At 64.9% G+C, this 11,915-nt stretch carries 14 protein-coding genes; 11 read left to right on the top strand and 3 right to left on the bottom strand.

All coding sequences use genetic code 11. From position 1 onward, the window contains the following. Positions 1-101 precede the first annotated feature (101 nt). Complete coding sequence (locus ACKOED_RS03785) at positions 102-983, bottom strand: DMT family transporter (protein WP_408915242.1); 882 nt, start codon at positions 981-983, stop codon at positions 102-104. Next, positions 983-2,401, bottom strand: coding sequence for an NAD(P)H-hydrate dehydratase (locus tag ACKOED_RS03780; protein WP_408915241.1), 1,419 nt, complete (start codon positions 2,399-2,401; stop codon positions 983-985). The genes ACKOED_RS03785 and ACKOED_RS03780 overlap by 1 nt, the downstream gene beginning before the upstream one ends. A 111-nt stretch (positions 2,402-2,512) precedes the next feature. Here ACKOED_RS03780 and ACKOED_RS03775 point away from each other — a divergent pair, with 111 nt between their 5' ends. The 3 genes from ACKOED_RS03775 (at position 2,513) to glnA (ending at position 4,999) form a co-directional block, all read left to right on the top strand. Then, the gene (locus ACKOED_RS03775) at positions 2,513-3,058 is read left to right on the top strand and encodes a DUF1003 domain-containing protein (protein ID WP_408915240.1); all 546 of its coding nucleotides are present in this window, start codon (positions 2,513-2,515) and stop codon (positions 3,056-3,058) included. 144 nt (positions 3,059-3,202) lie between these two features. Then, entirely contained in the window at positions 3,203-3,541 is a 339-nt protein-coding gene (locus ACKOED_RS03770; RefSeq protein WP_408915239.1) for a P-II family nitrogen regulator, read from the top strand. Between the two features lie 39 nt (positions 3,542-3,580). Beyond that, positions 3,581-4,999 (top strand): type I glutamate--ammonia ligase, encoded by a 1,419-nt coding sequence (gene glnA, locus ACKOED_RS03765; RefSeq protein ID WP_408915238.1) that lies wholly within the window; start codon positions 3,581-3,583, stop codon positions 4,997-4,999. Between the two features lie 57 nt (positions 5,000-5,056). Here glnA and ACKOED_RS03760 read toward each other — a convergent pair whose 3' ends face one another. Next, on the bottom strand, positions 5,057-5,491 hold the full coding sequence (locus ACKOED_RS03760) for a lysozyme inhibitor LprI family protein (RefSeq protein WP_408915237.1): 435 nt from the start codon (positions 5,489-5,491) through the stop codon (positions 5,057-5,059). Between the two features lie 58 nt (positions 5,492-5,549). On the opposite strand from ACKOED_RS03760, the gene ACKOED_RS03755 reads away from it, so the two are divergent. The 8 genes from ACKOED_RS03755 (at position 5,550) to ACKOED_RS03720 (ending at position 11,906) form a co-directional block, all read left to right on the top strand. Further along, entirely contained in the window at positions 5,550-6,476 is a 927-nt protein-coding gene (locus ACKOED_RS03755; protein ID WP_408915236.1) for a DMT family transporter, read from the top strand. Positions 6,477-6,538: 62 nt separating this feature from the next. Next, positions 6,539-7,564, top strand: a complete 1,026-nt coding sequence (locus ACKOED_RS03750; RefSeq protein WP_408915235.1) for an LLM class flavin-dependent oxidoreductase — start codon at positions 6,539-6,541, stop codon at positions 7,562-7,564. A 23-nt stretch (positions 7,565-7,587) separates the two neighbouring features. Then, positions 7,588-7,788 carry a tautomerase family protein gene (locus tag ACKOED_RS03745; RefSeq protein ID WP_408915234.1) on the top strand — a complete coding sequence of 67 codons (201 nt, stop codon included), beginning with the start codon at positions 7,588-7,590 and terminating at the stop codon, positions 7,786-7,788. Beyond that, positions 7,785-8,573, top strand: a complete 789-nt coding sequence (locus ACKOED_RS03740) for an alpha/beta fold hydrolase (RefSeq protein ID WP_408915233.1) — start codon at positions 7,785-7,787, stop codon at positions 8,571-8,573. Before ACKOED_RS03745 ends, ACKOED_RS03740 begins: the two co-directional genes overlap by 4 nt. Positions 8,574-8,610: 37 nt before the next feature. Next, positions 8,611-9,171, top strand: coding sequence for a GNAT family N-acetyltransferase (locus ACKOED_RS03735; RefSeq protein WP_408915232.1), 561 nt, complete (start codon positions 8,611-8,613; stop codon positions 9,169-9,171). Between the two features lie 5 nt (positions 9,172-9,176). Beyond that, positions 9,177-9,728: a thioredoxin family protein gene (locus tag ACKOED_RS03730; protein WP_408915231.1), complete on the top strand. Its 552-nt coding sequence runs from the start codon at positions 9,177-9,179 to the stop codon at positions 9,726-9,728. 76 nt (positions 9,729-9,804) lie between these two features. Next, entirely contained in the window at positions 9,805-10,740 is a 936-nt protein-coding gene (locus ACKOED_RS03725) for a dimethylarginine dimethylaminohydrolase family protein (protein ID WP_408915230.1), read from the top strand. 41 nt (positions 10,741-10,781) lie between these two features. Continuing rightward, entirely contained in the window at positions 10,782-11,906 is a 1,125-nt protein-coding gene (locus ACKOED_RS03720; RefSeq protein ID WP_408915229.1) for an NAD(P)/FAD-dependent oxidoreductase, read from the top strand. Positions 11,907-11,915: the final 9 nt, after the last annotated feature.

The raw sequence follows: 11,915 nt of genomic DNA, 5'->3' as shown, positions 1-11,915 counted from the left end.
CGCCCGCGCACGCGCAAAAACGCCCGGGCCGTTGCAATGGGCGCGGTCTATAGCAGAGGGGTTTCCAGGATGCCAGTGGAGAAAGAGGCCAATTTCAGCCGTCAGCGCCGCTCCCGCCGCTGCGCCAGCGTGGTGATGGCGATGCCCGCCGCCACCACCGCGACCCCCACCCAGACCATCGGCGGATAGCGCTCGCCGAGGAAGCCCACGCCGATGACCGCGGCGAAGGCCGCCGCCACATAGCCGATCTGCGAGAGATAGGTGGGGCCGCCCGCCGCCTGCAGCCGGAACAGCAGAAGATACATGACGGTGGCCGCCAGCAGCTGGGCCGCCGCCAGCCCCGGGATGGCGGCGAATGGCGATAGGTCGAGGCCGCCCCATGCCCAGGCAATGGCGAGGAGCGGCGCCACCGCCGCGAGGTTGATCGCCGCGCCGAGCCGCAGCGGCCCGGCGCCGCGCGGCCAGGCAACCGTCCGGTAGACATTGCCGGCGCCCAGGAACAGCGGGATCAGCGCCGCCAGCAAGAGATAGGACGACCACCCCCCACCAGCCCCGCCCTGCTGTGCGGCAACGATCAGGCAGGCCCCGGTGAGACCCACGAAAATTCCGGCAAGGCCCCAGCGGGTTGGCGGGCGCACCCCGAGGAGAAGCGAGATCAGGGCGGTGGTGATCGGCGAGGTCGCCACCAGGATCGCCGTCAGCCCCGATCCGATATGGGCGATCACCGCGAATGTCAGCGTCAGCGGAATGACATTGGAGATCAGGCTGGAGGTGGCCGCATAACGCCAGACGCCCGGCGCCGGCCCCGATGGTTCGAAGGCCAGCGCCGCCGCCAGCACCGCGAGGCCGCCGCCGAGACAGATCGCCGCCGCCCACAGCGCCGGGTTGACGCCCGCCGCCATGGCGAGCTTCCCCAGCGGGAAATTGCAGCCGAAGGCGAGGCCCGTCATCAGCAGCCCGGCCAGCGGCCGGTCCCTGCGCATCATAATGCCGCGAGCAGCGTCTCCGCCGTCAGGCTGCGGCCGGCGCGGCGCCGGGCCGCCGCCCCGTGCCGCCAGACCGCGGCGGCGGCGGCGGCAAAACCGTCCAGGCCCTGGGCCAAAAGGCCTGCCACGATCCCGGCCAGCACCTCGCCGGCGCCGGCGGTGGCGAGGCTGGGCGGGGCGTTGACATTGATCCGCGCCCGCCCGTCCGGCGCGGCGATCACCGTGTCGGCGCCTTTCAGGACCACCACGGCCCCGGACCGGCGGGCCGCCTCCCGGGCGCATTCGAGTTTCGATTTCGCGTCCTGGTTGAGATCGCCGAACAGCCTTGCGAATTCGCCCGAGTGGGGGGTCAGCACAACCGGACGGTGTGGCGCCATGGCGATCAGCCGGAACAGCCGTTCCTGCGCGTCGGCGAAACTCGTCAGGGCATCGGCATCGAGCACGGCGGCCGCCCCGCTCAGCAACACGGTCTCGACCTTGTCGCGGGTGTCCGGGCCGACCCCGGCCGCCGGACCGATCACCACCGCGTTGTTGCGGCGGTCCGCAAGCAACTGCATCAATTCCGCATCCGAAAGCATGATTGCATCAAGCTGCGTGGCATGAACCGCAAGCGCGTCGGGGCTTCCTGATAACGTTACCAGGCCGGCGCCGGAGCACAGCGCGGCGCGCGCCGCCAGCCGCGCCGCACCCGTGTTGAGGGGTCCGCCGGACACCACCACCGCATGGCCGCGGTGGTATTTGTGGCCCGCGGGCGATGCCATTGGAATGGGGATTTCCTCGTTAATCCAGGTAGTTGGCGCAATGGTCTCAATCACATCCTGGGGAATGCCGATGTCCGCCACAACGGTTTCGCCGCACAACATCCGGCCTGGCATCAAGACGTGACCCGGCTTCAGGCGGAAAAACGTAACAGTAACATCGGCTTGCACGCTGGCGCCGCGTGGCTTGCCGGTCAGGCCGTCAAGCCCCGACGGCACATCCACCGCAACCACCGGCACGCCCGCCCTATTCACCGCCGCCGCCCATGCGGAAGGAAACTCCCGGGCCAGGCCGGCGCCAAAAATTGCGTCTATTATCAACGCAGTATCGCCGATGTTTAACCCTTCTTCGAGCTCTCCATCCCAGCGCCCCGCCATCACCGCCGCATCGCCGGAGAGACGCTTCCGGTCGCCGAGCAGCGCGACCCGCACCGGCCATCCCCAGCGGCGCAAATAGCGTGCCGCAACAAAGCCATCGCCGCCGTTGTTACCGGGCCCGCACAGCACCAGCGTGGGCCGCGCGGCAAAGCGCCGGAGCAATTCCTCGGCCACGGCCCGTCCGGCATTTTCCATCAAATTCAGAGGCTTAATGCCCGCTTCCGCAGCCATCGCATCGGCGCGGTACATTTCCTCGGGGGTGAGCAAGGCCTGCGGCATGGCCCGCAAGCCTAGCCCATTCCCGCGCCTTGCGCACCCCTCCACCGCATTGGACTTGCATGCAATGCCCTTCCGGACGGATGCTGGGCCGCCAGAAGCCGGGAGATCGCCATGTCCGCCCAAAATCCGCCTGACGCCGTCAAACTGCTTGCCAAGCGCATTCTGGAAATCGGCTACGAAGACCTGCCGGCGCGCGAGCGGCACGTCATCGAACGGGTCGCCAGACGCATTGCCGTATCGCGCGATGTGGCGAGCAGCTTCGAGGAAAACCGCAGCTTTGGCGAGCGGTTAGCAGACCGCATCGCGGCCTTCGGCGGCTCCTGGAGCTTCCTGATGTTGTTCGGACTGGCCATCGCCATCTGGATTGTCATCAACGGCATGCTGCTGGTGAAGGCCGAAAGCGGGCCTTTCGATCCCTACCCGTTCATTCTGCTCAACCTGTTTCTGTCATTGGTGGCCGCCATGCAGGCGCCGGTCATCATGATGTCGCAGAACCGCCAGGCCGCCAAGGACAGGGTGCAGGCCAGCCACGACTATGAGGTAAACCTCAAGGCCGAAATCGAGATCATGGCGCTGCACGAGAAAATGGACGAACTGCGCCAGAAGGACCTCCAGGACCTTATCCGCTCCCTGAAGAGCAGCCACCAGCTGCCCTAAATAAAGGCAGTAACGCACAATATTTGTGCAGCCCATCGAAGAGTCAGGTGGGCTTTCTCCTAACCCATTGATTTCGATGAGCTGACGAAATGGCATGGGTCCTGCAAGCCCTCGCGCTACCAACGTGCGAGGACAGCCAATTCAATGAAAAAGATCGAGGCGATCATCAAGCCGTTCAAGCTCGATGAGGTGAAGGAAGCCCTCCAGGAGGTGGGCCTCCAGGGCATCACCGTGACCGAAGCCAAGGGCTTTGGCCGGCAGAAGGGCCACACCGAACTCTACCGGGGCGCCGAATATGTCGTCGACTTCCTGCCGAAGGTGAAAATCGAGGTGGTGATGGCGGACGAACTGGTCGAGCGCGCGGTGGAGGCGATCCAGAACGCCGCCCGCACCGGCCGCATCGGCGACGGCAAGATATTCATCTCCAATATCGAACAAGCCATCCGCATCCGCACCGGCGAGTCCGGTCCCGACGCCCTCTAATCCATTCAGCAACCAGATCCAGACGAGAAGGACAACACCATGAGCAAGCCAACCGATGTCGCCGGCGTTCTCCGGATGATCAAGGACAAGGACGTCAAATACGTCGACCTGCGCTTCACCGATCCGCGCGGCAAGATGCAGCATCTCACCATGGATGTGTCGCAGATGCATGAAGACGCCTGGGCCGATGGCCTGATGTTCGACGGCTCCTCAATCGCCGGCTGGAAGGCCATCAACGAGTCCGACATGGTGCTGATGCCGGATGCGGCGTCCGCCCACATGGACCCGTTCTATGCCCAGACCACCATGGCGGTGTTCTGCGACATTCTCGATCCCGGCACCGGCGAGGGCTATGCCCGCGACCCCCGCATGATCGCCAAGCGCACCGAGGCCTATCTCAAGTCGACCGGCATCGGCGACACGGTGTTCGTCGGCCCCGAGGCCGAATTCTTCATCTTCGACGACGTGAAGTACTCGGTTTCGCCCTACAACACGGGCTTCAAGCTGGACTCGGTCGAACTGCCGATCAACTCCGACCGCGACTACGAGACCGGCAACATGGGCCACCGCATGCGCACCAAGGGCGGCTATTTCCCTGTGAACCCGATGGACTCGGCTCAGGACATGCGCTCCGAGATGCTCTCCACCATGGGCGAGATGGGGCTGATCGTCGAGAAGCACCACCATGAGGTGGCATCGTCGCAGCATGAGCTGGGCACCAGGTTCCAGCCGCTGGTGACCGCCGCGGACCACATGCAAATTTACAAATACGTGATCCATAACGTGGCCCATGCCTATGGCAAGACCGCCACCTTCATGCCGAAGCCGGTGTTCGGCGACAACGGCTCCGGCATGCACTGCCACTTCTCGATCTGGAAGGACGGCAAGACCCAGATGGCCGGCAACCAGTATGCCGACCTCTCGGAAACCTGCCTCTATTTCATCGGCGGCGTGATCAAGCACGCCAAGGCGCTCAACGCCTTCACCAACCCCTCCACCAACTCCTACAAGCGGCTGGTGCCGGGCTATGAGGCGCCGGTGCTGCTGGCCTATTCCTCGCGCAACCGCTCGGCCTCCTGCCGCATCCCCTACACGTCGAACCCCAAGGCCAAGCGCGTCGAGGTGCGGTTCCCCGACCCCACCGCCAACCCCTATCTCGGCTTCTCGGCCATCATCATGGCGGGCCTCGATGGCATCGTGAACAAGATCCACCCCGGCCCGGCCATGGACAAGAACCTCTATGTCCTGCCACCCGCCGAACTGGCCCAGGTGCCGACCGTCTGCGGCTCACTGCAGGAGGCGATCGATTCGCTCGCCGCCGACCACGACTTCCTGCTCAAGGGCGGGGTGTTCTCCAAGGACCAGATCGAAAGCTACCTCGGCCTCAAGCAGGAGGAGCAGGACCGCTACCGGATGACGCCGCACCCGGTGGAATACGACATGTACTACAGCTGCTGAGGCCCTCCCCTCCACGAGGCATGAGCCAAAGCCCCGGCCGCAACGCCGGGGCTTCTTCTATTCCAATGGAGCCAGCGGCACGCAGCTGACGTCACCCTCCTCGCAGTTGAGGTAGGCTTCGAGGTCATCGAACCGCCTGGCCGTGAGGGAGGCCAGGCATTCGGTGACGATGACAGGGTTCATGCTTCCGCCTTCGGCCGCAAGCCCCTGAAACCGGCATTCGGCATCGCGGAAGGCGATCCAGGCGCGCTGGGCGCGGCGAAGTCTGTCGGCGCCGTCCGAATCGAGCCTCTGAATTATGGCGTCATAGATGTCGTTCAGCTGGGAATCGACCTGCGCCAAGGCCTCGTCCGCGCATGACTGCATTTCCGCCGTTGTCTCGGCGTTCCGGCTGCACTCGGTTCCGTCATCCTGCGCGTCGGCCACGCCGCTGGCAGCAGCGAGCAACGCCAGGCCCAGAATCGGCGCCGTAATTGTTCTGTTCACCATCATCTCACCGCCTTTCGCGCCACTTGTGAAGCGGGCCGCCCAAAACTACAAGCGCAAGGCTATGACCAAGCCACAGGCGATTCAATCCCGCTTTTCCGCCTCCGGGTTCCGGCTCGGCGTTCTGCTGGTGGCGGGAGCCGCCCTGACATGGAGCTTCGGCGGCGCCATCGCCCGCAACATCGCCGAGCCCGATCCGTGGACGATCGTGTTCTGGCGGGCCGGTTTTGCATCGCTTTTCCTGCTCCTTTTCATGCTCTGGCGCGAAGGGCCGCGATCGACCGTCCGGATGTTCCGAGACATGGGGCTGGCGGGGCTCGGTGTGGCCCTGTGCTTCGGCATCGCGTCGTCAAGCTTCGTGATGGCCCTGCAATACACCACCGTGGCCAACATCCTGCTCACCCAGGCGGCGGCCCCGCTGTTTGCGGCATTGCTGGCCTGGATGGTGTTCGGAGAACGCGTCAACCTGCCCACCTGGATCGCCATCGTGGCGGTGATCTGCGGCGTGGCGATCATGGTGTCGGCGTCGTTTTCCGGCGAGGTGTCAGCGCTCGGCGACGGGCTGGCGCTGCTGATCACGGTGCTGTTCTCAACCGCGATCGTGATCACCCGGCACCATCCGGAGGTGCGCATGATGCCCGCCGTCTGCCTCGGCACCGCCATGGCCTGCGTGGCCGCCTTCTTCCTTTCGGGGCCTCTTGCGGTGACCGGCGCCGATCTGTTCTGGCTGTTCCTGTTCGGCGCGGTGAACCTCGGCGCCGGGCTCGCCATGTTCGTGACCGGGGCGCGGCTGGTGCCCGCGGCACTCGCCGCCCTGGTGAGCACGCTCGAACCGGTGCTGGGGCCGATCTGGGTATGGCTGTTTCATGGCGAGGTTCCGGGTACCCGCACGGTGATCGGCGGCGCCATCGTCTTCGGCGCGCTGTTCCTCCATATCCTCAATGACTGGCGGCGGCAGCGGGAGCGGACGGACAGCGGCGCCAGGGCCTGATTTTCCGGTTTGCAAAAGCCCCGCGCTCTGTCACTCTTGGTGGTCAAAACAGAGGTCCGTCCATGGATTTCATCCATTTCCTGTCGAGCCACATGCTGGACCCCGCGCTGGGCGGCAAACGCCTCTACAAGAACGTGGTGGCGCAGGCGGTTCATGCCGAGGCGGTGGGCTATCGCGGGGTTGGCATCCCCGAGCATCACCTGCTCAACATTCTGCTGATCCCGGCCCCCTTGCAGATGGCGGTGAAGATCGCCGCGCACACCAAGAGAATCCTCCTGGTCACCTCCGTGTGCCAGCTGCCAATCCGCGACATGCGGATTTTCGCGGGCGAAGCCGTGCAGGCGCAGGCCCTGTGCGACGGCCGGCTGATGCTTGGCGTCGGCAAAGGCGCCTTCGGCTTCGAGACAGCGCGCTTCGGCGTCGCCATCGAAAACACCAAGCCGCAGTTCGAGGAAGACCTGAAGCTTCTGGAAGCGCTGCTGACACGGGAGGAAGTGTCCTGGGAAAGCCCGCGCTACAGCTTCCCGCCGCTGACCATCATGCCGCGGCCCGAGGACCCGATTCCGCTGATGGTCGCGGTGATGAACCCCGCCGGCATCGAGGCGGCGGCGAAAGCCGGATACCATGTGCAGACCACGCCGTTGGGCGGCAGCCACCAGCAACTCCTCGACCAGGTTTCGGCCTTCGCGCGCGGCAGGGCAGCGGCCGGCCGTAGCCTGGATACCCGGCTCTCCTTGCAGCGCGGCATGTTCCTGGTGGCCAATGAGCGCGAGAAGCGCCACATCGCGGAACGGGCCTGGACCTATTACAAGAGCTTCGACAATGTGTTCGGCGGCCCCGGCATCGTCGACAGCGGCATCATCCGGCCATTGCCGCGATCGCAGACGGTGGAGGAACTGGCCGCCAACCTGCTGCTGTGCGGCAAACAGGAAATGATCGACCGTCTGGCGGTCTATGGCGACCTCGGCATCGACGAGGTATTGACGACCTCCAACTTCGGGCAGGACGAGCAGATGACCCTCGACATGATGAGCCGCTTCGCCGAAGAGGTGATGCCGCACTTCCGCACGCGCAAGCAGGCGGCCTGAAACGATCAAGGAGGATACCAGCCATGCCCATCATCCGCGTAGAAATGTTCAAGGGCCGCACGCCCCAGCAAAAGAAGGCCATCGCGCGCGAACTGATCGACGGCTTCATCCGCGGCAATGGCGGCGGCAACCCGGATGCCTTCGACGTGGTGTTCGTCGATGTCGACAAGCAGGACTGGGCCCACGGCTATGAGATGATGAGCGAGAAATACCCCGACAAATGAGCAAGGCCACGCCGGTCAAGTCCGCCTTCTCGGTCGAGGGCGAGGGCGAGCCGCTGTTCCTCATTCACGGAATCGGCGCCTCGCGCGCCTCGTTTGCCGGGCTCGTTCCATTTCTGAAGTCTTCCTATCGTTGCATTTCCTATGACCTGCGCGGCCACGGCGCATCGCCCACGCCGCGGCCAACCTATTCGCTCGATGATCTCGTCGAGGACCTCGAAGCGCTGCGAAAGGAGCTGGGGATCGCGCGTGCGCACTTTGCCGGCCATTCGCTGGGCGGCATGATCGGCCCCGCCTATGCGCGGAAATATCCACAGCATGTGCTGACGCTCGGGCTTTGGTCGACCGCCGCCTTCCGCGATCCCGATGACAGCGCCAAGGTGAAGGGCGTGGTCGCCGCGATGCGCGCCAAGGGCATTCCGCAGGTGCTCGAGACGCTGAAGGACCGCTGGTTCACGCCTGAATTCTCCGCCCGGCGCCCGGACGTGATCTCGCGGCGCATGCAGCAGGTGATCGACACCGACCCGGAGGTGTTCCTCTCGGTGTTTGACATCTATGCCGAAACCGAGATGGCGCCCTGGCTTCACGAGATCAGCCAGCCCTGCCTCGTGCTCACCGGCGAGAATGACGGCGGCTGCAATCCGCGCCTCAACCGGCGAATCGCCGAGGCCCTTCCCCGCGCGGAACTGGTCATCCTTCCCGTTCTCCGCCATGCCATATTGCTGGAGGCCGCCGAGCAGGTGGCGCCGCCGGTTCTTGACTTCCTCGGGCGTCACCGGACAATCTGACTCCGGAAACGAATTACGGCCCTGTGGAGGAGACCGCATGCGGACCATCATCAGTCTGCCCGCCGTCGAGACGCCGTCGCTCATGCTGCGCGAGATCGAGGCGCGGGACGCCGCCGCGTTCTGCAACTTCATGATGCAGGAGGATTACCAGCGTTTCATTGCCATCCGCTTCAACCGCCCGGGGGATATTGCCGCCTTCGTCGGCCGTGCGGTGTCGCGGCAGACCGACGAGCGGCGCGGCGTCTTTCACCTGGCGGCAGAGGAAAAGCCGACGGGAGAGGCGATCGGCGATGGCTTCCTGATCATCGGCAGGCCCGGCAGCGTCGAGGTCGGCTGGGGCCTGCATCCCGCCATGTGGCAGATGGGGCTCGGCACCGAAATCGGCAGGGCACTTCTGGGGCTGGCGTTCGAGCGGCTGGGGGCCCGCCAGGCCTGGTGCAAAGTGATGAGCGGCAACACGGCGTCCGCGCGGCTGGCGCAGCGCATCGGCATGATGCACGCGGCGACGCACCCGGAATATCCGGTTGCCGCGGGTCAGCACGGGAAGGTGGATGTCTTCGTGATCACCGCCGAAGCCTATTTCGAAAGCGGATACTGAGCGCCATGGCCGCCATCCCCCCGCTTTGCCATTTTGGCTGGAAGGCGCCGGCCTTCACCCTTCCCGCCACTGACGGCAAGATCTATTCGCTCGATGGCCTCAAGGGACGCAACGGCACGCTGATCGCCTTCATCTGCAATCACTGCCCCTATGTGATCGCGGTGATCGGGCGGCTGGTGCGCGATGCCAAAGACCTGGCCCCGCTCGGCGTCAGCACCATCGCGATCAATTCCAACGACGCCACGCAATATCCGGAGGACGACTTCGCGGGCATGCAGGCCTTCGCCCGCCAGCACGGCTTTCCGTTTCCCTATCTCCATGACGAGCAGCAGGCCGTGGCGCGCGCTTATGGCGCGGTGTGCACGCCGGATTTCTTCGGCTTCAATGCCGGTTTGGAACTGCAGTACCGCGGCCGCCTCGACGCCTCGCGCAAGGACCTGGCGCCTGACGCGCGCCGCGATCTCCATGAGGCCATGCGGCAGGTGGCGGAGACGGGACGGGGGCCCGCCGATCAGATCGCTTCCATGGGTTGCTCGATCAAATGGAAGGCGGCCTGAGCCTAAATTTTCCGCGCCCCGCTGGCATATCCATGCGGCGTGATCTACGATGCGCGAACGACATAGGGAGACTTTGATGAGCCAGGACAATGTTCCGCTGCGGGCCCGCCGCGAGGCCGGCGGCACGCCGCGCATGAAGGGCCGTTTCGAAATCAAATCCGAGACCGGCGTATTGAAGGACGTGCTGCTGGGGCCGGCCGAGAGCTTCCGCTGGATGGGTCTCGAGAACGCCGCGTGGTCGTCGCTGGTGCGCGACACGCTGCGCAAGGGCTACAAGTTCGACAAGCAGCTGGCCATGCGCCAGCACCGGGAGATGGTGGATGCCTACCATCAGGCGGGGGTGACCACGCATTTTCTGCCGGTCGACATGCACAATCCCTATCAGGTCTATGCCCGCGATTCCTCGTTCATGTCGCCTTATGGCGCGGTGCTCTGCCAGCTGGCCAACCCGCGGCGGCGTGGCGAATATGCCGCCGTGCTGCGCTTCTATCTCGAAAACAACATTCCGATCTATGACATGATCTCGGCTGGCAATTTCGAGGGCGGCGACTTCAACATCATCCGCGATGGGCTGGCGCTGGTCGGTTACACCGATCACCGGTCGGAGGAGGTGGCGGCCCGCCAGGCCGCTGACTGGTTCATCAAGGAAGGCTGGGAAATCAAATATGCGCCGATCGACCAGTTCTATGTGCACATCGACCTGATGGTCTGCATGCTGAACGAGCATTGCGCCGCCGTCTGCCTCGAGACCACCGAGGACGATGTGGTGGCGTGGCTCAAATCCAAGAAGATCGAGATCATTCCGGCGAGCTTCAAGGAGACCATGGCGCTGGGCTGCAACGTGGTGACGCTGGGCGGTGACCGGGTGCTCTCCACCGCCACCGCCACGGACCTCAACGCCAAGATGCGGGCCGCTGGCTTCACCGTCTATGACCCCGACATGAGCATGTTCCTGCAAGCCGGCGGCGGCGTGCACTGCATGTGCCAGCCGCTGTCACGCGAGGCGGCCTGAGCAAGAACGGCAGCGCAGCCTGGCACTTCCGGGGCTGAGCGATGGCAGAGATCAGGGTGTTTGGCGCGGGCCCATCGGGCCTGATGGCGGCGGAAGTGCTGGCAAGCGCCGGACACCGCGTCACGATCCATGACCACATGGCCGCGCCTGCCCGCAAGTTTCTGCTCGCGGGCCGTGGTGGTCTTAACCTCACCCATTCCGAACCGCTTGAAACCTTGCTTGGCCGCTATGGCGATGCACGGCGCTTTCTGGAGACTGCGATCCGCGCCTTTCCACCAGATGCGCTCATCGATTGGGCCAACGGCCTCGGCATTGAGACTTTCATCGGAACATCGGGCCGGGTCTTCCCAAGGCAGATGAAGGCCTCGCCGCTGCTGCGCGCGTGGCTGAAGCGGCTTGCCGGCCTTGGCGTCACGCTCCACACCCGGTCTTCCTGGACTGGCTTTGACAGTGGCCCAGCCATTCTGGCGCTGGGTGGGGCAAGCTGGCCGCATCTCGGGTCGGATGCCGCATGGGTTCCAGCATTCCGCGAAAGGGGCATTGCCGTCACCCCCTTCCAGCCATCCAACAGCCGCTTCGCCGTCAACTGGTCGCCGGTTTTCGCGGCGAAGTTCGCGGGCCAGCCGCTCAAGAACATCGCGCTCAGCTATGGGCAGCAGCGGGTGCGCGGCGAACTGATGATCTCGAGGGAGGGTATCGAAGGCGGGGCCATCTACGCCTTGTCACGCCACCTGCGTGACAACCCAGGCCAGCCGCTGCTGATCGACCTCCGCCCCGATCTCTCCGCGGATGCGCTGGCCGCCAAGCTCGCCAGGCCGCGCGGCAAGGACTCGCTGTCGACTTTTCTCCGCAAGGCTGTCCGGCTCTCCCCACCGGCAATCGGGCTTCTGCGTGAAACCGGAACCCAGCCGGATGAAAAGGGTATCAAATCGCTGGCCGTCACCCTGGGGCCACCCATGGGCCTTGAGCGCGCCATTTCCTCCGCGGGCGGGGTCGCTCGCACAGAGTTCGATACGCATTTTCAATTGATCAAGGCGCCCGGCATCTATTGCGTGGGCGAGATGCTCGACTGGGAAGCCCCGACCGGCGGCTATCTGCTGCAGGCCTGCTTCTCGACCGCCGTATGGGCGGCGCAGCATCTTGCCAGCATACTGGAAAAACGGTGAAAATCCGCC

Source organism: Aestuariivirga sp. (genome assembly GCF_046093005.1).
GTDB lineage: Bacteria > Pseudomonadota > Alphaproteobacteria > Rhizobiales > Aestuariivirgaceae > Aestuariivirga.
This window is presented reverse-complemented; position numbering and strand designations above follow the sequence as displayed.